At 43.1% G+C, this 20625-nt stretch carries 24 protein-coding genes; 4 read left to right on the top strand and 20 right to left on the bottom strand.

Annotated features, from left to right (window positions below):
- Positions 1–9: 9 nt before the first annotated feature.
- On the bottom strand, positions 10–1107 hold the full coding sequence (gene alr, locus F946_RS15170) for an alanine racemase (protein ID WP_004984249.1): 1098 nt from the start codon (positions 1105–1107) through the stop codon (positions 10–12).
- Positions 1108–1143: 36 nt separating this feature from the next.
- On the bottom strand, positions 1144–2403 hold the full coding sequence (locus tag F946_RS15165) for a D-amino acid dehydrogenase (RefSeq protein WP_004694945.1): 1260 nt from the start codon (positions 2401–2403) through the stop codon (positions 1144–1146).
- Positions 2404–2540: 137 nt separating this feature from the next.
- On the opposite strand from F946_RS15165, the gene F946_RS15160 reads away from it, so the two are divergent.
- Positions 2541–3005 carry an Lrp/AsnC ligand binding domain-containing protein gene (locus F946_RS15160; protein ID WP_004694947.1) on the top strand — a complete coding sequence of 155 codons (465 nt, stop codon included), beginning with the start codon at positions 2541–2543 and terminating at the stop codon, positions 3003–3005.
- 84 nt (positions 3006–3089) lie between these two features.
- Positions 3090–3833, top strand: coding sequence for a sporulation protein (locus F946_RS15155; RefSeq protein WP_004984245.1), 744 nt, complete (start codon positions 3090–3092; stop codon positions 3831–3833).
- A 97-nt stretch (positions 3834–3930) separates the two neighbouring features.
- Here F946_RS15155 and F946_RS15150 read toward each other — a convergent pair whose 3' ends face one another.
- Positions 3931–4575 (bottom strand): HAD-IA family hydrolase, encoded by a 645-nt coding sequence (locus F946_RS15150; protein ID WP_004984242.1) that lies wholly within the window; start codon positions 4573–4575, stop codon positions 3931–3933.
- Between the two features lie 93 nt (positions 4576–4668).
- Here F946_RS15150 and F946_RS15145 point away from each other — a divergent pair, with 93 nt between their 5' ends.
- Positions 4669–5436, top strand: a complete 768-nt coding sequence (locus F946_RS15145) for a hydroxymethylpyrimidine/phosphomethylpyrimidine kinase (protein ID WP_004984240.1) — start codon at positions 4669–4671, stop codon at positions 5434–5436.
- Positions 5437–5552: 116 nt separating this feature from the next.
- Here the strand turns inward: F946_RS15145 and F946_RS15140 are convergent, their stop codons facing one another.
- The 9 genes from F946_RS15140 to rpe all read right to left on the bottom strand — a co-directional run bounded on the left by F946_RS15140 (position 5553) and on the right by rpe (position 12495).
- Entirely contained in the window at positions 5553–6206 is a 654-nt protein-coding gene (locus F946_RS15140) for a nuclease-related domain-containing protein (protein WP_407637097.1), read from the bottom strand.
- Positions 6207–6327: 121 nt separating this feature from the next.
- Positions 6328–6813 (bottom strand): methylated-DNA--[protein]-cysteine S-methyltransferase, encoded by a 486-nt coding sequence (locus F946_RS15135; RefSeq protein WP_004984234.1) that lies wholly within the window; start codon positions 6811–6813, stop codon positions 6328–6330.
- 33 nt (positions 6814–6846) lie between these two features.
- Positions 6847–7164, bottom strand: a complete 318-nt coding sequence (gene sugE, locus F946_RS15130; protein WP_004984232.1) for a quaternary ammonium compound efflux SMR transporter SugE — start codon at positions 7162–7164, stop codon at positions 6847–6849.
- Positions 7165–7246: 82 nt separating this feature from the next.
- Positions 7247–7564, bottom strand: a complete 318-nt coding sequence (gene sugE, locus F946_RS15125) for a quaternary ammonium compound efflux SMR transporter SugE (protein ID WP_004984230.1) — start codon at positions 7562–7564, stop codon at positions 7247–7249.
- A 232-nt stretch (positions 7565–7796) separates the two neighbouring features.
- On the bottom strand, positions 7797–8723 hold the full coding sequence (locus tag F946_RS15120) for a copper resistance protein B (RefSeq protein ID WP_004984228.1): 927 nt from the start codon (positions 8721–8723) through the stop codon (positions 7797–7799).
- Positions 8710–9003, bottom strand: coding sequence for a hypothetical protein (locus F946_RS15115; protein ID WP_004984226.1), 294 nt, complete (start codon positions 9001–9003; stop codon positions 8710–8712). The genes F946_RS15120 and F946_RS15115 overlap by 14 nt, the downstream gene beginning before the upstream one ends.
- Positions 8990–10858, bottom strand: coding sequence for a copper resistance system multicopper oxidase (locus tag F946_RS15110; protein WP_004984223.1), 1869 nt, complete (start codon positions 10856–10858; stop codon positions 8990–8992). Before F946_RS15110 ends, F946_RS15115 begins: the two co-directional genes overlap by 14 nt.
- A gap of 45 nt (positions 10859–10903) precedes the next feature.
- Positions 10904–11377: a hypothetical protein gene (locus tag F946_RS15105; RefSeq protein WP_004984221.1), complete on the bottom strand. Its 474-nt coding sequence runs from the start codon at positions 11375–11377 to the stop codon at positions 10904–10906.
- 431 nt (positions 11378–11808) lie between these two features.
- Complete coding sequence (gene rpe, locus F946_RS15100) at positions 11809–12495, bottom strand: ribulose-phosphate 3-epimerase (protein WP_004984219.1); 687 nt, start codon at positions 12493–12495, stop codon at positions 11809–11811.
- Positions 12496–12673: 178 nt separating this feature from the next.
- Here rpe and F946_RS15095 point away from each other — a divergent pair, with 178 nt between their 5' ends.
- A complete protein-coding gene (locus F946_RS15095) occupies positions 12674–12949 on the top strand; it encodes a DUF2218 domain-containing protein (protein WP_004984216.1) in 276 nt (91 codons plus the stop codon).
- A 17-nt stretch (positions 12950–12966) separates the two neighbouring features.
- Here F946_RS15095 and F946_RS15090 read toward each other — a convergent pair whose 3' ends face one another.
- The 8 genes from F946_RS15090 to F946_RS15055 form a co-directional block, all read right to left on the bottom strand.
- Positions 12967–14022, bottom strand: a complete 1056-nt coding sequence (locus F946_RS15090; protein WP_004984214.1) for a M48 family metallopeptidase — start codon at positions 14020–14022, stop codon at positions 12967–12969.
- A gap of 10 nt (positions 14023–14032) precedes the next feature.
- A complete protein-coding gene (locus F946_RS15085) occupies positions 14033–15142 on the bottom strand; it encodes a YjgN family protein (RefSeq protein ID WP_004694984.1) in 1110 nt (369 codons plus the stop codon).
- Positions 15143–15268: 126 nt separating this feature from the next.
- Entirely contained in the window at positions 15269–16105 is an 837-nt protein-coding gene (gene fghA / locus F946_RS15080; protein ID WP_004984213.1) for an S-formylglutathione hydrolase, read from the bottom strand.
- A 23-nt stretch (positions 16106–16128) separates the two neighbouring features.
- Positions 16129–17505, bottom strand: coding sequence for a C13 family peptidase (locus F946_RS15075; RefSeq protein ID WP_004984210.1), 1377 nt, complete (start codon positions 17503–17505; stop codon positions 16129–16131).
- A gap of 123 nt (positions 17506–17628) precedes the next feature.
- Positions 17629–18447 (bottom strand): class I SAM-dependent methyltransferase, encoded by an 819-nt coding sequence (locus F946_RS15070; RefSeq protein ID WP_004984208.1) that lies wholly within the window; start codon positions 18445–18447, stop codon positions 17629–17631.
- Positions 18441–19265, bottom strand: coding sequence for an undecaprenyl-diphosphate phosphatase (locus tag F946_RS15065; RefSeq protein WP_004984206.1), 825 nt, complete (start codon positions 19263–19265; stop codon positions 18441–18443). The genes F946_RS15070 and F946_RS15065 overlap by 7 nt, the downstream gene beginning before the upstream one ends.
- A 12-nt stretch (positions 19266–19277) precedes the next feature.
- Positions 19278–19943, bottom strand: coding sequence for a tRNA (adenosine(37)-N6)-threonylcarbamoyltransferase complex dimerization subunit type 1 TsaB (gene tsaB, locus F946_RS15060; RefSeq protein WP_004984205.1), 666 nt, complete (start codon positions 19941–19943; stop codon positions 19278–19280).
- Positions 19944–20072: 129 nt separating this feature from the next.
- Positions 20073–20603, bottom strand: a complete 531-nt coding sequence (locus F946_RS15055; protein WP_004984202.1) for a gamma carbonic anhydrase family protein — start codon at positions 20601–20603, stop codon at positions 20073–20075.
- Positions 20604–20625 lie beyond the last annotated feature (22 nt).

The following is a 20625-nucleotide window of genomic DNA, read 5'->3' as shown; positions in this document are numbered from 1 at the left end:
AAATAAAATTTAATCTTGGATAAAATTGACACGTGCAGTGACAGCACACATCAGCTCATAGCCAATCGTGCCTGAACCTGCTGCGACTTCATCAATGCTGAGCACAGCACCCTGTTTCGATGTACCCCACAGCACCACTTCACTGCCGACGTGGGCATTTGGAAGGTGAGATAAATCGACCGCCAACATATCCATGCTGACACGTCCGACCAAGCTACTGCGTTGTCCATCGACTAAAATAGGCGTACCTGTTGCGGTAATCCGTTGATAACCATCAGCATAACCACAAGCCACAATACCCACACGCATATCGGTTTCAGCAATGAACTTTGAGCCATAACCAACGCTATCGCCTGCTTTTAATTGCTGAATAGCAATCAGCTCACTGCGCAAACTCATGGCTGGTTGCAAGTCCCAGTCTTGAATGGAGTGGCTTGGATAATCTGGAGAACTACCATAGAGCATGATGCCGCTACGGATCACATCCGACTGCAACTGTTCATGGCGTAAGATGGCTGCACTGTTGCTAACAGAACGTGCACCCGGCAGATCATGGGTAATGGCATCAAATAACTGACATTGATGCGCAATGCCATCACGCCCGAAACGCTCACCATCGGCATCTGAAAAATGCATCATATGGGTTAAACGTTGAACTTGAGGCAAATTGGAAAGCTGCTGCCACACTTGACGGTATTGTTCAGGACGGAAACCTAAACGATTCATGCCGCTGTTCATTTTCAAATAAACATCGAACTGCGCCTCTAAAGGAAAACGCGCTAACCATTCGAGTTGATATTCACTATGAATACTGAAGCTTAGACCCAACTCATGGCAGTCAAATAGGTCTTGCTCTGAGAAAATACCTTCGAGTAACAGAACTGGACCTGTCCAGCCCAAAGCACGGATACGTTTCGCCTCTGCCAAATCGAGCAACGCAAAACCATCGGCAGATTTGAACGCTTGATAGACGCGTTCAATGCCATGACCATAGGCATTGGCTTTGACCACCGCGTAGACTTGGCTATTCGGCATTTTAGTGCGAGCAACATTTAAATTATGCTGCAGTGATTGGCTATGAATCACTGCAGTAATTGGACGTGGCATTTTCTTCTTCCTTGAATCAATATGACCTAAAACGGATTAGGCTGCTGAAGGGTAACGTTGAATCGATAAGCCTTCAGTACTGATGTCTGGTTGATGATTCATCACTAAGTCACTAATAAGCTTGCCTGAACCACATGCCATGGTCCAACCCAAGGTGCCGTGTCCTGTATTCAAGAATAGGTTTTTAAAACGAGTCGCACCAATAATCGGCGTAGAATCTGGTGTCATTGGACGTAAACCGGTCCAGAAACTTGCTTCAGCTAAGTTTCCACCTGGGAATAAGTCTTGAGTGACCATCTCCAAGGTTGCACGGCGGTCTTGGTTTAACCCGTGGTTGAAACCACTCAGTTCAGCCATACCACCCACGCGGATACGTTGGTCAAAACGCGTGATGGCAATTTTATAAGTTTCATCAAGAACCGTAGACTGCGGTGCAAATGCAGGATCTACAATTGGAATGGTCAGTGAGTAGCCTTTGACAGGATACACAGGCAAATTCAAATTCAATGGTTTCAAGAAATCACGTGAATAACTACCAAAAGCAAGCACATAACGGTCTGCTGTAAGCACTTGACCATCAACCACCACGCCTTTGATTTCATCGCCTTCAACCACAAGTTTTTCAACATTTTGGTTAAATTTAAATTCTACGCCCATGTCTTTCGCAAGGTTTGCCAAAGCGTTGGTAAATAAGTAACAGTCACCTGTTTCATCATTCGGTAGGTGTAAACCACCGACCAGTTTGTCTTTGGCATAGGCTAAAGCTGGCTCGACTTTGGCTAAGTCATCTTTTAATAATAGTTCGTAGTCGACGCCACATTCTTTTAACACTTGAATGTCACGTTGTACTGCATCCAGCTGTGCTTCATTACGGAAAACCTGCAAAGTTCCTTTCGCACGGTTTTCATAGTGAATGCCTGTTTCTTTACGCAGTTCACGTAAGCAGTCACGGCTATATTCAGCAACACGCGTCATACGCTCTTTGTTAATAGCATAGCTTTGTGGATTGCAGTTTTTCAACATTTGCGCCATCCAGTTCAACTGCCACATGCTACCATCGATGTTAATCGCTAACGGTGCATGGTGTTGGAACATCCATTTTACGGCTTTAAACGGAATACCAGGTGCAGCCCACGGTGTAGAATAACCTGGAGAGATTTGCCCTGCGTTACCAAAGCTAGTTTCTTCAGCAGGACCAGCTTGACGGTCTAAAACCGTAACGCTTGCGCCTTGTTGTGCAAGGTAATACGCACTTGCAACACCGATGACACCACTACCTAAGACAATTACACGCATGACTGATCCCTTACACACACTAGTTTATTTCACTAGTATATTTTTAGGTTAATAGTTTTTTTCACTGTTTTTAATATTATAATCTAGGTAAATCGCCATTTTTGTCGCGCTAAAATTCTAAACATAGGAAATTTATAATGCGTAAATTAGATCGGATTGATCAGCAGATTTTAGACATTTTACAGCGCGATGGACGAATTGCGATTAGTGAATTGGCCTCTCGCGTTAACCTTTCAACAACGCCGTGTTCGGAACGCGTCAAACGCTTAGAGCGCGACGGTATTATCATGGGTTACTACGCACGCCTCAATCCACAACTGGTCGATCGAAACTTATTGGTGTTTTTAGAAATTAAGCTATCTGCCAAGTCTGGCGATGTGTTTGATCAAGTGGCACGTGACTTGGTCGAAATTCCTGAGGTTTTAGAATGCCATCTGATCTCAGGTGAATTCGATTATTTGGTCAAAGCCCGTTTAAAAGAAATGAGTGCCTATCGACGCCTATTGGGTGATTTACTGAAAAAACTGCCCTCTTCAGCATCATCGCACAGTTACATTGTGATGGAAGAAGTCAAAGAAAGTTTTTATTTGGACATTCGCTAACAGCTTATTAAAAATACGCATTTTAAAAATGCATTCACTTTAAATATTTAAAACCTATCGATTCCCTATTGGAAGTTCTGCACCATGTTTAACAAACTCATGTCTAGCCTTGGCTTACAAGGCATTCAAGTCGATACTCGTCTACACACCACCGCACCACAAGCGGGTCAAGCCATTCAAGGTGAGGTTATTTTTAAAGGTGCTGCGTCTAATAAAATTATCAACGGTATTTATTTAAAGCTCATGACCACAGCCGAGGTTGAGTCAGACGATGCTGAGTACAATAGCGCGTTAAGTATTGCCGAATGGCACATTAGCGGGGCTTTTGAGTTACAAGCCCATCAGTCACATGCATTTCCTTTTTCGATTCAACTGCCCTTTGAAACACCAGTTACAGATGTGCCTTGCCGCATCAATAAAACCCGAGTGTGGTTACATACGCATTTAGATGTGGACTGGGGGCTCGATGCAACGGATAAAGACTATTTACAGATTTTACCGACACCGGCTATGCAGGCGTTTATTCAAGCCATGCAGCAATGCGGTTTTCAGTTGATGACCGTCGATGTTGAAAAAGGTCAACTACGAGGCAATGGCTTCCACTCAAGCATTGGTTGTTATCAAGAACTTGAATTTAAACCTACGCAATTGTTCAACAGCATCAATGAAGTTGAAGTGTCCTTTGTGGCAGAGCAACATCAAACCCATGTACTTTTGGAAGTGGATCGTAAATTTCGTGGTGATAGCTTCAACAGCCTTAGCATTCCGCATCAACAGGCCAATCCTGCACTGTTAGCAAATGAAATTAGACGTATGTTAGGCATTTAATTTTTAATCCCTGCGCACGACTGTTTCAATATAGAAAAGTCGTGCGCAGTCGAAAAAGACGTTATTTAAATCCTGTCCGAATTAAATTCTGTCTGCGTTAAATCAAGTCCAAGACATCGGCAAAGGTTTTAATTCGTGCTTTAGGTGCGGCTTCCGTCAACTCTTGATCAGAACCATAACCGTATTCCACCGCAATGGTTTCAATGCCGTTACGACGTGCACCCAAAATGTCATGCTCACGATCACCAACCATCAGACACTCTTCCGCTTTTAACTGCTCTTTTTCTAAAATATAAGCAATCAACTCTCCCTTATTGGTGCGCTCACCGTTCAGTTCACTGCCATAGGGATGGATAAAGTATTGCAGTAAATTGAAATGCTCTAAGATTTGACGTGCATAAATTTCAGGTTTTGCTGTCGCCAAATACAAGTGATAGCCCTCTTCGGTCAGTTTTTTTAAGGTCGGTTCAACATCGGCAAATAAATGGTTTTCATATAAACCTTTCACCGCAAAGCGCTCACGATAGCCCAATAAAGCTTGCTCTGCCAAAACATCGTCCACTGCAACATTTAAGAGTTTTGCCAAAGACGCTTTTAGGGGTGGCCCAATAATCCAGTCAATGTTTAGATCTTCAGCAATGGGGTGTCCGACTTTGTTTAAGCCATAACGCGCACTGGTGGTAATGCCAACTTTCGGATCTGTTAAGGTTCCATCTAAATCTAGCAAAATATGTTTAATCACAGCTGATCCTTCTTGGGCTTTAAATAAAATACTATCGAGAGTTCTGCTAAAGTTGCCTATACTATCGCAAATTTTCGCAACAAGGATATTTCTGTGCGCGCAACCGTACTGTGCTTTTCTGGTTTAGACCCTTCAGGTGGTGCTGGTTTACAGGCCGATATCGAAGCGATTGGTCAGAGTGGTGCGCATGCAGCCATTGCGTGTACAGCACTCACTGTTCAAAACTCGCAACAAGTGTTTGGCTTTGAAGCGACGTCAAAAGAATTGCTATTAGCTCAGGCGCACGCTGTTGTCGGTGATTTACCGATTAAAGCCGTAAAATCTGGCATGTTAGGCACCACAGATAATATTGCAGCACTGGCTGAGTTTCTACGTGAACATCCTGAGTACAAGTATGTACTCGACCCTGTTTTAGTGGCAAACAGTGGCGGTTCATTGGGTGATCAAACAACCTTAGTCAAAGCTTTTGTTGAACTGATCTCATTGGCGGACATTATTACCCCAAATACAGTTGAACTACGAGCGTTAACAGGTCTTGATGACTTAGATGCCGCAACACAAAAACTGTTTGAAATGGGTGCCAAAGCGGTACTGGTCAAAGGTGGTCATGAAGACACACCAGACTATATTCGTAATGCCCTGTTTGTGAATGGCGAGCTCATTTCTGAAACTCGCTGCCCGCGTTTAGCAGGCGAATATCACGGTTCAGGTTGTTCGCTGGCGAGTTTTATTGCAGGTCGTTTGGCGCAAGGTGACAGTGTTAAAGTCGCAGTACATCATGCCGAAACATGGCTCTTTGGCGTATTAAAACAGGCTGAAACACCTGTTGAAGGCGGTCAAAAAATTCCAAAGCGTTTTTAAGTTAGAAAAAAACTGCAAAGATAAAAGCCAGTCCATGAAGAAATGGACTGGCTTTTTTTAAATTCTAGATTTTATTTTCGGCACAAAATGAATCAGTCAGCTTTGAAATGGAGTATTTAACTATCTTGATGGCGTTGTTTTAAATGTGCCACATGCCCACGGTTGGTTTTCCATGACTTTTCTAACACTTCTTTTTCAATCCGAAGCTGAATCCGTTTCAGTTTCATCGCTGGAATCACTTCTGTGTTAAAGGTCTTAATATAATCGACCCATGTTTTACCTTTAAATACCGTACTGGGCATCGCAGTTTTAAACTCGCATTCAGGCATAAACACCACAGCAGAATGGATATAATCTACATCGACAATATCTTGCAACACACTTTGCAGTACTTTGACGTGTTTATAATTTTGATGCAGCGGATTTTGAAATTTAAAACTCTTTTTATAAATTTTCTGTGTCCACATCTTTTGACGTTCACCACCAAAAATCCAGCCCTTATAGTTTTTGGTTTCAATCACAAAAACACCAAAAGGGCTCAATACAATATGGTCTATTTGAGTTGTCCCGCCCTGCTCATCAGGCAAAGTCACATCGTTAATTAAAATATAACACTCATCCAAATATAATTTCACATGCGCTTGAACTGCGAACTCGCCGAATTTTCCTTTCAGATAAGGCTTAAACGCTTTTAAAAGGCCGATCCCGAACAAGATCAGTAGCATCCACCACAGTTCTGAAAACACATTCCCCACAATTTGACTTATCATATTATTCATCATTATTTGAGTTAGAGACACGATACTTCAAAAGAATATAGATTAAAAAACAACGTACTGATTTTTAAATTAAAAAACTAAAATACGAGCGTAAAAACTCCGAAACACACGCTTAATTCACAATTTTCTCAAGTTTCAATAAAATATCTTTATTGTCCAGACCGCCTGCAAAGCCGACCAATTTTCCATTCGCACCTACCACCCGATGGCACGGCGCAATGATTGAAATTGGATTTTTGCCATTAGCCGCGCCCACTGCACGAACGGCTTTGACATTACCAATCTGTAGCGCAATATCTTTATAGCTTCGGGTTTCACCAAACGGAATTTGCAGTAAAGCCTGCCAAACTTGCTTCTGAAAATCTGTCCCTGCAAAATCCAAAGGCAAATCAAAACTTTGACGTTTTGCCGCAAAATACTCGCTCAACTGTTTCTCTGTTTCCAGCAAAATCGGATGCTGATTGTGTTCGACCAGCTCAGCTAAACGTACCCGTTTGGGATTTTCATTTTCCCACAATACGGCAACCAAAGCTTGATCATGTGCCACCAGTCTCAGTACCCCGACAGGAGATGGCATATATTTAAAAAATAAGCGCATGGTTTACCACAAAAATTGTCTATGTATGCAACATTATGACGATGAAAGTTTCATCAGTACAAGTCCAGAAATGATTAAAACCGCTGCGAGCATCCGCATGGCATTGGCAGGTTCACCTAAAATCAAGATACCAACCAAAAATGAACCAATCGCGCCAATCCCTGTCCAAACAGTATAGGCAGTGCCCAAAGGTAAGGTCTTCATGGCATAAGACAGCAGCACAAAACTGGCCACCATAAATACAAGGGTCAAAATACTCGGCGTCAGTTTAGTAAAACCATCTGAGACTTTCATCGCATAGGCCCAAACCACTTCGAGCAAACCTGCAACTATTAAAATCACCCACGCCATACGTCACACACCTTTTACATAGAGCAGAAACAACAAAGCTTCAAACGAAGGATCGCTTGAAGCTCTACATATTTGAATGAATTTAGCTGGATGAGAGTTTCATCAAAATCAGGCCAGATACAATCAGCGCCGCAGCAAACATCCGCATAGCTGTCGCGGGCTCACCTAAAATAAAAATCCCCACCAAGAAAGATCCAATCGCACCAATCCCAGTCCAAATGGTATATGCAGTCCCTAGCGGCAAGGTTCGCATTGCATAGGCCAGTAAACCAAAACTTAAAATCATGAACACAATGGTAATGATGCTGGGTGTGAGTTTGCTAAACCCTTCGGACAGCTTCATTGAATATGCCCAAACGATTTCAAACAGACCCGCAAAGATCAGAAAAACCCAAGCCATGCTACTGACTCCTCTTCACTAGAGTCAGGCCGTCCTGACGAATTTTCTCAATATGAGGGAGGTCGTTCCTCCTAAATATGCCTCAAATTATAGCAAAGAGCGCTCCAAAATGAATTATTTTCACACTTAGAAATCATTAAAGTGCAAAAAGAGCGATCCGAACCAGCAGATCACTCTTTCAGCACAAATCTGGTGCAATTGCAGGTATTCACTTTAAACCTAAACGTCCGACTTAAAACTTAAAGCGAAGACCCATCCCATATTGCCAACCTTTCTCTTCATCGCTTTCAGCTTGCCAAGCCGTCGCTTCATTGCCTTTGCTATATTCATAGGCAATGTCCACATAAGGCATGACTTTTTTGCTGATTTCATAACGCGTCTCAAGACCGACAGCTGCATTACTAAGGCCTGATTTTTTGGCATATTTAGAGTCATCACTGAAAATAATGTTCAGATCTAAATAAGGTTTGAAAATCAGCTTTTGGGTCAGTAACAAGTCCCGCTCAGTTTCTAAACTAAACGCAGCATAGTTGTCTGCACCAGCATATACATAGGCATCGGTTTCAAAGAAATACGGCGCTAAACCATGTAGGCCAAGCACCCCATCCAATTTTTCTTCCGTATCCCATCCCTGCTGTTCACGCTCCACCTTTTCAGCTCGGTAACGTGCACCCGCCTGTACATCCCAAAAGTCTGAGATCATACGGCTATACAGCACTTTGGCATCATATTCAGCCTTATGCGCTTCCTGCTTATCCGCATGTACTTTGATAAACAGCTTATTTTCATCTGTCCCGATACGGGTTTCAAACTCAGACTTTAAACTGCCATCGCCGTCTTCATTCAGCAACCATTTGTTATCGACAGTGGTGACCGCATAAATTTGCGCACCATGCTCTTTGCGGTGATCATGCGTATGTGCTGTTGAGTCATGATTCATCTGCTGTACATGTTGTGCGCTAGCCTGTGGAACAGCTTGAGTTGGAGTGGTCATCACCTGATGCTGTGCATGTTGTGACATCACGGACTCAGTGGTCATGGACATATTTGCATTTGCTTCAGCAGGCATATGATGCCCTTCATGCGCCATAGCCGCAGTACTCATCAACACGAAAGAACTGCTCAATATGCTTTTTGAAAAAAGATTAATGGTGCGCATGATGATCTCCTTTCTGAACATTTGGCTGCTTGCTTGGTTGAGTCTGAGCTTGCTTCTCCGATGAAGGCAGACCCACCGCATTTTTCTGTTTCAGCATCTGAGTATGCTCATCGGCACTATGCTGATGATGCTCATGTGCCGTATCTTTGGACTGAACTTGGCTTGTAGATTTGGCTTTTTGTTTTTCATGCTGTGCATGAGATTCGGCAGCCATAGAAAACGAACTCACTAAGACACTAACAGCTAGGGCAAAACCTGAAAAAAGATTAGTGATGCGCATGTTCGTCTCCTTTTGGTTCAGCTTGAGCTGCTGTTTTTTGCTCTTGAATTGGGGTGGTGGACACTTGACTATCACTCACATTGGCCACAATCAGTTTATTCATCATGCCTGAGCTCATGTGGTAAAGTAGATGACAGTGAATGGCCCATTCGCCTAACTCATCTGCGGTCAGTAAAGCAGTCACTGTTTTGCCCGGTGGCACAATCAAAGTGTGCTTATTCGGCATATCAACGGCGGCTTGTCCATTTTCCAGCTGCATAAACATACCGTGCAAATGCATCGGATGCGCCATCATGCTGTGATTGATAAATTTGATCCGAATACGCTCGCCGTACTTCACTTTCAACGGTTCAGCGTCGCTAAATTTTTTCCCATTGATGGTCCACAAATAGCGTTCCATAGTTCCACCCAAACGAATCACTAACTCGCTCGTCGCCTCACGGGTATCTTTTTGAGGCTCTAAAGATTTGAGATCGCTATATTGCAATGCCTTATCACCTTTAGGGGTAGAGGCATTCGCCCAACCATACACTGGTGTAACAGCTTTCTGTACCGAACTTGCTGTCGTATTCTGTTGCGCATGACCCATCTGTGTATGATTCATCTCAGACATGGTCTCATGATTCATCTTTGAATGATCCATCTCAGACATGGTCTCATGATTCATCTTCGAATGATCCATTTCAGGCATCGCTTCAGGGTTCATTTTGGAGTGATCCATTTCAGACATTATTTCATGGTTCATCTGTGAATGATCCATACCTGCATGTTCTGAGCCGTGTCCCATATCTTCCATGGTCAACAATGAGCGTGGACGTGGCGCAGGCATATGTATGCTCTGTGCCATTGGAGTCAACTCATTGTGCAAAGTTCCAATGGCGTAGCCTGAACGGTCAATCGACTCTGCTTCAATTTGGTAATGCCCTGCTTTCGGCTCCACAATCACATCATAAGTTTCAGCAGTTCCAATCCGAAACTCATCCACTGGAACGGGTTTAACGGGTTGACCATCTGCACTGACCACAGTCATTTTTAAATGAGGAATACGGATATCAAAAAAAGACATGGCTGAGGCATTGATAAAACGCAACCGAACCTTCTCATTCGGCTTAAACATACCTGTCCAGTTCTGCTCAGGCGTTTTACCATTGATCAGGAAGGTATAACCCGTGACATCCGACAGATCCGTTTTTAGCATGCGCATTTGGTTCCACATGGAACGGTCTTGCCACGCGGCTTTTAAGCCCTCACGCTGTACTTGTTTCCACACGTCAGCAACGGTTTCACGCTGATTTTGATAATATTCGGCAGAAATTTTCAGATTCTTCTGAATTTGTTCACTACTCTGCTCATGGAAGTCCGACAGCATCACCACATAGTCACGCTCAGTTTTTTCATGCTGAGCTAAAGGCTTTTTGTCTTTGGGATAAATGACCAATGCGCCATACAGCCCATCTTGCTCTTGTCCTTTCGAGTGTGCGTGATACCAATAGGTTCCACTTTGGCGCACTTTGAACTTATAGACAAATTCGCTCTTCGGCTGAATACCATTAAACCCGTTAAAACCTGGCACACCATCCATTAGCCCGGGCAAAAGCAAACCATGCCAGTGGATCGATGAATCCTGTTTTTTTAAGTTGTTTTTAACCCGAATGACCGCATCATCGCCCTCCTCAAATTCAAGCAAGGGAGCTGGAAACTGTCCGTTGACACTAATCCGCTTGAGCGACTTTCCGGTTAAATTGACGGGACTTTCATCAATCACCAATTGGTATTCTTTGACTGCGGCAAAGCTCCAAGAAGATGACATCAGACATGCCCCAAGGATGAGGCTTTGTTTAAATTGAATAGACATGACTAAATCCTAATAATTTTAAAAATAAAGTTTTAAAAATCAGGATTAGGCTTTAGGGGGGCGTAGAATTTCTTGCCAATAGCCCACTAAATGTTGAGCTTGATAGAGAAAATGGGGGGATGATTGTACTAAAGCGGCTTCAAGCTGGACCACTGCAAGCGGTTCAGCCTCTAAAAGTGTCAGCGTTGTTTGGCAGTGATACTGTGCACACTCCTGACACTGAACTTGCTTATTTTGCAGCATATCCGACGCATGACAGTTGCTCTTCGCTGTTATGTCGGTCTGAGCCATATGCATTTGATGTCCAGAGACTGGACTCGATGATTTCGTTTGATGACAGTCCGGCATGGTTTGCATACCTGCTTCATGCGCTGAACTTTGCTCACTGGTTGCAGCCTGCATACTTAGTTGCATCATTTGATGCATCGGCGCTGCCGAAGCTTGGGCAATACCACTCCATCCCATTACCAAGGTAATGAGTAAGACAAACCAAGAATGTGTCTTGAGCAATGAACGCACAATCAATCCTATTTAGTCAGTGAAGAATGATATTTCAACGCAACAAAACGCTCTTTGCATGTAAATGCCTAACCTTTTGTTGCTGATCCCAATCAACAGGATAAGCAAAGAATGGCTTATACACAAGATTATAAATTTAAATTCAATTACTGCGACGGTCTAACCACTACGCCCACTTAAACAATAAAGTTATTTTTTAAACAGCACTATTTTTAAGTAAAGATGAATAAAGCATCAGTAACAATTAGGCTTTCACAGCATAAAAAAGGACTCAAATGAGTCCTTTTTATACATTTAACGTCTAAATACTAAACTATTGCTGTGTAAACGTTTGAATATTAATCAAGTTATCCATATGGTTATCAACATAGATATCCACCACTTTATCCATAAAGTTATCCACAACCTATATAGCATTTATACCGATGAGCTTAAACCTTTACCGCCCCTACTTTTGCAAGCTCTACACGCATATCATCAATCACAGCTTTATAATCTGGTTTTCCAAAAATAGCTGAACCCGCAACAAACATATCTGCACCCGCTTCCGCAATCTCTCGAATATTTGCAGGCGACACGCCGCCATCCACTTCTAAACGAATATCACGCCCTGAAGCATCAATAATTTTGCGTGCTTCACGCAGTTTGTCTAAAGTCATCGGAATAAATTTTTGACCGCCAAAACCTGGGTTCACACTCATCAACAAAATTTGATCGACTTTATCCAGCACATAATCTAAATAATGTAACGGCGTTGCTGGGTTAAAGACCAAACCTGCTTTTGCACCGCCTGATTTAATCAACTGTAAAGAACGGTCGATATGGTCAGAGGCTTCTGGATGAAAGGTAATAATGTCCGCACCTGCTTCTAGGAAGTCACCAATCATGCGATCGACAGGTTTGACCATCAAATGAACATCAATTGGGGCTTTGATGCCGTAGTTCTTGAGTGCCTTACAAATACCCGCACCAAAAGTCAGGTTTGGCACATAGTGGTTATCCATCACATCAAAGTGAACCACGTCTGCACCTGCTGCAAGTACATGTTCAACGTCTTCACCTAAACGGGCAAAGTCAGCAGAGAGAATAGATGGTGCAATTAAATAAGGCTTGGACATGCGTGTACCTGGCTTATACAAAAGGGAATAAAGGCATTATAGCAAATTCAGCTTTTGAACTGGGACTTGTGAAAAAAGAAAGCGCTAAGCTTTCTAAATTTGCAACGTAGCGTTGCAACATTCAACTTTTCATTTGGCTTGAAACTGTTATGGTAAATGATCAATCGACGAGGTAAATATGAAAAGTACTGCGGATATTGTCACGACAGATGCGGCTCGAATTGCAAAACGACTGGTGAATCACTGGAAACATAAGTTTGAAATCGAACAAGAACCCAGTAGTTTTACCATTATCATGCCTGAAGCACGGGTACTGTTAAGCCCTCAAGCCGAACATTTACATGTCAGCATTGAGGCGAGTGAAGAAAAATTGAGTCACTTAGAACACGTGGTCTTAGACCACCTGATCCGTATGGGACAAACGCCACTCACAGCAACATGGACACAAGTTTAAGTCAACGGCTGAATGAATTAGTTTGATAACCGTTGCTGTTGGTTAAATTGGCGAATAGCCGCAATACGCTCTTGGGTCGCAGGGTGACTTTGGAAAAATGAACCAATGCCACCGTCCTCCTCTTCTTCGGACTTCCCTTGCGGCTGCTTTTCTTCCTCTTCGGCACGTGCATCATCTTCCATACGTGCTAAAAAGTTTGCCAAATGTAAGCTTGAAATCTGGTTTTTATCCAGCACTTGCATGGCATACAAGTCCGCATCACTTTCAAAATTGCGTGAATAACTGGCACCAACCAAAGCCACGGGCAAAGTTGTAAATAAGGCCGAACTGTCCCCCGTCACCGCAATCAATAGCACACTAAAACCTAAACTGGATAAGGCTTGCTGTAAGCTATGTCGCTCAACCAAGTGCCCTTGCTCATGTGCTAAAACCCCAATAATTTCATGATCATCTTTAGCTAAATTAACCAGTTCATCGGTCAGAATAATGGTGTTGTTTGGCAGCGCTAAAGCATTCGTTCCAATTTGTCCACCTGCACGAAACAATACTTTGGCAGGTTGCCCATTGGCAACAAGGTCTTGATAGCTTTGCATGATTTGTTTTTGACGTGCAAGAGGGACAGTCGAAGGTCCCGTCAGCTTAAACACTTGTTCTTGCGCTTCATCGCCGAGTTTATAGATGGTATCGGCAGGTAGTTGCATCGCGACATAATGTGCTGCGCTTGGAATACCCCATCTTAAAATGGCAAAGATAAAAGCGGCAACAAACACCACACTAAATAAGATGAGACTTGGTGAGCGTTCTAATTTCCAAATCGAATGCTGTACATGCTTTTTGTTCAGCTCAAACCAGTCAGGCAATGCTTGTGGAAATTCAATCCGTGCATCATCTTTCAACTCAATCACAGGTTGAATCTGCCCCAATGCCCCAATCAACTGCATATCGGCATAGTAATAACGACGCTGCTGCTGGTTATAACAGATCAACACCGTTTCTCGGTCTATCGGTGCAATCGTGGCTGGATAAGGCTTAGAAATCTGCCCATCGTAAAAGGTGATGTTTTGTTCCTGCATTTAAGCCTCGTTACAGCGAAATATCGATGTCAAAAATATCACTCAGCTCTTCAGCTATCGCATTCGGGTCATCTTGAGCCAAATTGTACATACGATCTGGATCATTTTTTAGGGTTAAAGTTAATGACTCAATTTGATACTGATATAAACGTACTGCAGCCCATGCCGATAACAAACCGAGCGAAAGGATTTTTAAAATCCAGTTGGTCATCACGATCCATGCATAATGCATCTGACCACAGTCCGTTTGGAAAGGGCTACGCCCCAACGTGGCTTTATTCCATGTGGTAATAAAAATACGCGCCATCATCAGCGGCCAAATCATAAAAGCAGCAATCATATAAATCACCGCCACGATGATCCCAAACTGGGTTGGAGAACTGCTCCCCACTTGAAGAGTGAAGGCAACAAATAATCCTAAAACAAAGACGATTCCAATAAACAAAAACACAGGGACGTACATAGCACGCATATAGTCAGGCCAATCGGCATGTAACTCAAAACGTAATTGCCCAAGTTGTAAATTATCCAGCGTATATTTTTTAAAATACCAAAACAGCACAGGGAAAAAGATCCCAAGGGTAAAGATGTAAATCAAAATGCCTTTCAGCGCCAAGATATAGGCTTCTTTGGTCGTGCCTGTAAAATAAAAGCGGCTATTACCAAATTTACTGTTTCTGGCACGAAAGCGAATAGTAGAACGCACCAACCACGGAACCAATAAAAATATGATGAGGAAACCAATTAAAGAAGCTTGCCAAGATACCTGAGCCAAAGCTGAAGCACCAAAGTACACGCCCAAAGCAATAATTCGACCAATCAGGATACGTGTAGGTACACCCGTAAAATCAAACTTGCGGCGATAAAACACCGTGTTGCCATAAAAATAGCGTAAGCGTCTAACCTTCGCCCAAGGCGCATATAAACTGAAGGTAACAATGGTCAATAAGATATTCACAATCCAAATGCCAAAGTACTCTCGGGCATTACCACGGAATTGGAAACGAAAGGTCTGTCCCAAATAGGCGTTTGGCTCATCCGTGGGAACAGCTGGTGGAGGTGGCCAGCTTGCTTCAAAAGAAGCCTCTACAGGTGGCAAAGATGCCTCTGAATTTTGCATGTATACCCTATCTATTGTTTTACTGTTTTATTTTTTAAGAACAAAAAATCAATCACCCAACCATGTTAATGCCAGTGCTGGATGATTTCTAGTCAAAAATTAAGAATAAATATGACAAATCAAGATTTAAGATTCGAGCTGTACGGCATGAAACTGCAGGTGATCATCAATAAAACTTTGAATAAAGTAATAACCATGGTCATAGCCAGCATGTTCGCGAAGCATCAGTGGCTGGCCCGCAGCCTGACAGGCTTGCTGAAATAATGCAGGATTGAGCTGGCTATAAAACTGATCACTCAAACCCTGATCAATTAAAATATCGGCAAAATGAGCTGTTTTTGTTTGCACCAAAGCGCTTGCATCATGTTTCAGCCACTCAGCTTGATCTGAACCTAAATAGTTTGAAAACGCTTTTTCGCCCCAAGGACATTGGCTTGGTGCGCAAATCGGAGCAAATGCAGACACCGACTTAAACTTCTCAGGATATTTCAAGGCCAAGGTTAAAGCGCCATGACCGCCCATGCTGTGCCCGAAAATACCAATACGCTCTGCTTGTACAGCAAATTGCTGAATCACTAAATCATACAACTCTTCAACAACATAGCTTTCCATCTGGAAATGCTCAGCCCACGGCGCTTGGGTGGCATTAATATAAAAACCTGCCCCTTGCCCAATATCCCAATGATCACCTTGCGCAACCTGTTCACCACGGGGTGAAGTATCAGGCGTTACCAAAATCAGACCTAGCTGAGCTGCTAAACGTTGTGCGTGCGCTTTAATGGCAAAGGTTTCTTCGGTACAGGTTAAACCTGCCAAATAAAATAATGTTGGACACGCTTGCCCTGCTAACGCTTGAGCGGGTAAATAAATACCAAACCTGCTCTCACCTTGAAGGCTGATGGAATTAAATCGGTAAATACGCTGTTCACCATCAAAACTACGGTTAGATTGTACTAATTCCATCAGGGTTCCTTTTTAGATCCAAATTAAGGGTTTGCAACAGCTTTAGGTGGAAACAAGCGCTGTTCAAGTTGTGGAAGCATCAGCTCCATATTTTTACCCATCGACCACTGCGGTTCAGAGGGCTCAAAACCCTGTGCTGTTTCCCATTGACTCACAGTCTTTTGTGCTTGGCTAAAAGCAGTTTCTATACTGTTTTGTTCACGCATTGCTTGATCAAAAAACGCCCGACCAAAATAAGTATAATCAGCTTCATTGGTACACCCAAAAGACTGGCGGTCTGCCGCCGAAGCAGTAATGATCAAGGTATTGTCATTTTGCAGTGCTGGTACAAAGCTTCCAGAGAAGCACGATGAAATAACAATCACACGCCAGCGAATACCCGATGCATCTAAGGTTTCGCGTAACCATTTCGGGTCGACCTGAGTTAAGTCTAAAGGTGCATTTTCCATTTCGAACTGGTTCGGTAAACCATGCGAGGTCATATATAAAAATAACACATCACTTTCACGGTTCATCTGCTGTCCCATACGACGCAGCGCCATTTCAATACTGTGTTTAGAGGCAATCGGAATTTCTGTTCGTGTAGCAGGGTTATTTACCAACATCATCGAACGGCCCAACGTACCAAAACGCGTATCGAACTGTTCTTTGATTCGCTCGACTTCCGAACGGAATACATCTTGATAACTCGCTCCCGCCACCCCAAGGAAATACCAATGTGACTGGGCAAATTCGCCATATTGCACAGACTCAAGTGCTTTATTGAGTAAGCGACTTTGTGCATAGAAAGCATCTTCTGCAAAGGTTGGTGGTGTTTCTTCTACTTTCCAAATCGGCTGACTGGTCACTGACATTTGCCAAACCACAAGGGTAAACAGCGTGGCCAAGACAATCAGGGCTCGCTCCCACCAAGGCCATTTCAGTTCACGTGAAAACACCCACACCACAGCCAAACTCTGCCAAACAAACAGTACCATGAACACATTCGGCAGGTAGTCGTAGAAGAAATACGGCAGGACATCCATCATGCCTAAATATTGGATAAAACTTTGTAATAACGCGATATGCGTATCCAACACCAACCAGAGCAGTGCTGGTACCAACATCAAACGCGGATTATTCACCCGTTGAGACAGAAAAATCCCGACAATCAGGGCAATAAAAGGCCAAAGTGCGTAACTAACCAAACCTTGTGGATTAAAGTCACCGATCTCTCCTGCGCTCAACCAGCTAAATAAAGTATTGGCTGAGCCACCTAAAATCCCCCAAAAAATGAGCTGCATAATCGAAGGATGGACAATTTGCAAAGAGCGTCGTGAACCTAGAAACAACCACATCCCCGCAGTTTGGTTGCTTTTAAAATCATGCCAAAAGTTGATGGAGGGTTTGAAGTCGATCATAAGATTCTAATTAAATTGTGACTTGCGTAGGGACACACTAAGTTTATGCTTGATCAGCATTTTATCAATGATGTTTTTAACTATATAACAAATCTTTGCATACTTTTGAAGCAGTCTTCCACTTCAGTCTAAGCGTTCATGCTGAAAATAGGCATCAAAACGGCATGCATCCCCCAGCCACTGATGAGTGGTTTCTTGATTTGCCAAAAATACGGCCAAGCGAGGACGTTTGACCACCACCCGTTTTGCCACTTTTTGCGCTAAGCCAAGCAGATTATCACCCAAATCCATTTCACCATCTTCAGGCAATAACATATGTAAAAGTTGCATTTGCTTCTTCACTTGTGCCTGTTTTTTCACCGCTTGCTGATTTTGATCCCGTTGCGGAAACATCGGATCTAGATAAACCACATCGACCGTATTGCCCTGCTCTGCTTGTTGCTGCAAATACTGTGCGGAATCTGAAAAAACCAAGTCAATTCGAGTCACCACAGGGTTTAAGAATGCATCCTGTAAAGCCTGTTCCTTACTTGACTCTAGCAAGGTGAATAAAATGGGATGGCGTTCTACCAAAGTGACATTGGCTCCCAAATGTGCCATGAGCAGTGAGTCATGCCCAAGCCCTGCCGTTGCATCAATGAGCTTAGGTTTTTCAGTCAAGTGGCAAGCACGAGCAATCATTTCAGACTTTAACGATGCACGCTTTAAACGTGGAACTTCAGCTTTCCAATCCGGCTGCATTTTCATGCCATTGGCACACAGCCAAAGCCCATCGGCATCGGCACACAAACCCAGTTCAGGATGAAAACGCAAGAAACGTGCATTTAACTTTTCGGCAACTTCAATACTGACCTCGACACCACGAGAAAAAAGCACAGCAACATAGTGCTGTGCTTTTTCTAAATGCTCTTGTTCCACATATAAGCGCATTCGGCTTACCATAACGTCCAACCCGTAAAGGCAAACAATAGAATCACTAAGCCTGAAGCGATGCGATACCATGCAAAAATCATGAAATCACGCTTCGCCACATAAGCGACTAAAGCACGAATCAACAGTAAAGCCGAAACAAAAGAAACAATAATGCCTGTTGCCAATACGATCCAATCTTGTTGTCCGTCAAACACATGTGCGCTTTGGTATAAATCTAACAGACCCGCACCAATAATTACTGGAATACCCAAGAAGAATGAAAACTCAGTGGCTGCTTTGCGCGATACACCTAAAAACATCGCACCAATAATGGTTGCCCCTGAACGTGATGTCCCTGGAATTAAAGACAGCACTTGAATCAGACCAATCCAAATCGCATCTTTGATACTCAGGTCTTCAACTTCATGCACGCGCTCTTGTGGTGGATGCTTTTCAATCCAAATAATAATCAAGCCACCTACAATCAAGCCGATTGCAATGGCAATATCATTAAATAAAAGCTCTTTCACCGTTTGACCAAATGTCAGACCAATCAGCACAATAGGAATCGACGCTAAAATTAGCCCAATCCCAAGACGGCGACCTTGGGGTTCACCACTAAAAATCCCCGTTGCTGCTCCCCACAAACGTGCCCAATATTCATAAATGACGGCTGCAATTGCCCCCATTTGAATGGCGATCACAAAGACATCACTTTTTTCTTTGGTCCAGAAATTCATGAGTTCTGAAGCTAAAATTAAATGTCCAGTACTCGAAATGGGTAAGAATTCAGTAATACCTTCAACAATACCCATAATTGCCGCTTTGAGCAGCAGTAAAAGATCCATAAAAAACCCTAATTATGCTTTGCCCTGTTCCGGGATTTTTTTCCAAGCGTTATCACGTAAATAGACTGGAAGTGCAAGTTCAGCACTCACCCAGTGTTGTTGCTGTGCATTCTTGCGCGCAATTGTGGCAATATCTTGCGCGGTTGCACTTAAATCTTTGTATTGTATTTGTGATGGGTCAATTAAGGTTGCGCCTGAACCAACTAAAATAAACGGTGTACATTCAGTAGCCGCGGCATAGCTTAAAAGCTGCTCTTCATCAACTGCTTGCATGATGCCATCTGCATCTAATTGAAAACTTGCAATATAGACTTCACTCATACGAGCGTCTAAAACTGCGGTGACTGTGGTTAGATCATGCACGCGATGTGCGGCTTGTGCGAGCGCTTGTAAGGTTGAGACAGGAACCACAGGCAAATCATTCGACCATGCCAAAGCTTGAGTCACAGCAGCATTAATACGAACACCGCTAAAAGAACCAGGACCTCGACTAAAAGCGATACAAGACAAATCTTCTGTCTTAATATCCAACTGTAAAAACCCTTGTTCAATCATTGGGAGAATCGTTTGCGTTTGTGCTTTTGCGCGCGTATCCAATTGGAAAAAAAGTTCTTGATTTTCATCTACAATAGAGACGGAACACTGCTCATTTGCAGATTCCAATGCCAGCACTTTCATGCACAACCTTAATGATTTAATCTATAAAAACGTGGCTATGATACTCCACTCAAAAGCACTAGGCGAGATGTTCTCAGAACAGAGCTAAAAAAGCCTAGAAAAATCTAGGCTGAATGGGAAAAAATAAGCTTATAACTGTGCCGGCTCTAAATCGATAAATTGTTTAAAGTGTTCTGCATAATGCAGCGCACTCATTTTCAAACGAGCCTCAGCCATTTCATCCAAAGTTTTGACGACTTTACCCGGTGAGCCCATGACTAGAGAATTATCAGGAATGACTTTCCCTTCAGGAATCAGTGCATTCGCGCCAATAATACAATTTTTCCCAATCACGGCATTGTTTAAAACGACAGCATTAATCCCAATCAGACTATTATCTCCCACAGTGCAACCATGCAACATGGCTTGATGCCCAATCGTGACATAATTGCCAATATTCATTTCAATCCCAGCATCGGTATGTAAAACCGCGTTTTCCTGAATATTGGTAAAGCCCCCTAAACGAATTTTACAATTGTCTGCACGTACGACCGCCCCAAACCAAATACTAACCTGTTGTCCCAATTCGACTTGACCGATCACTGTGGCATTTTCCGCAACCCAGCCATTCCATGGTTGATGCATTGCTTGTGGGGCATGACCTTTAAATTTGTACAACATATTTTTTCCTTAAAATACTCAA

The sequence above is a fragment of the Acinetobacter johnsonii ANC 3681 genome (genome assembly GCF_000368805.1).
GTDB lineage: Bacteria > Pseudomonadota > Gammaproteobacteria > Pseudomonadales > Moraxellaceae > Acinetobacter > Acinetobacter johnsonii.
The sequence above is the reverse complement of the archived record's forward strand: the minus strand, read 5'-3'. Positions and strand labels throughout refer to the sequence as shown.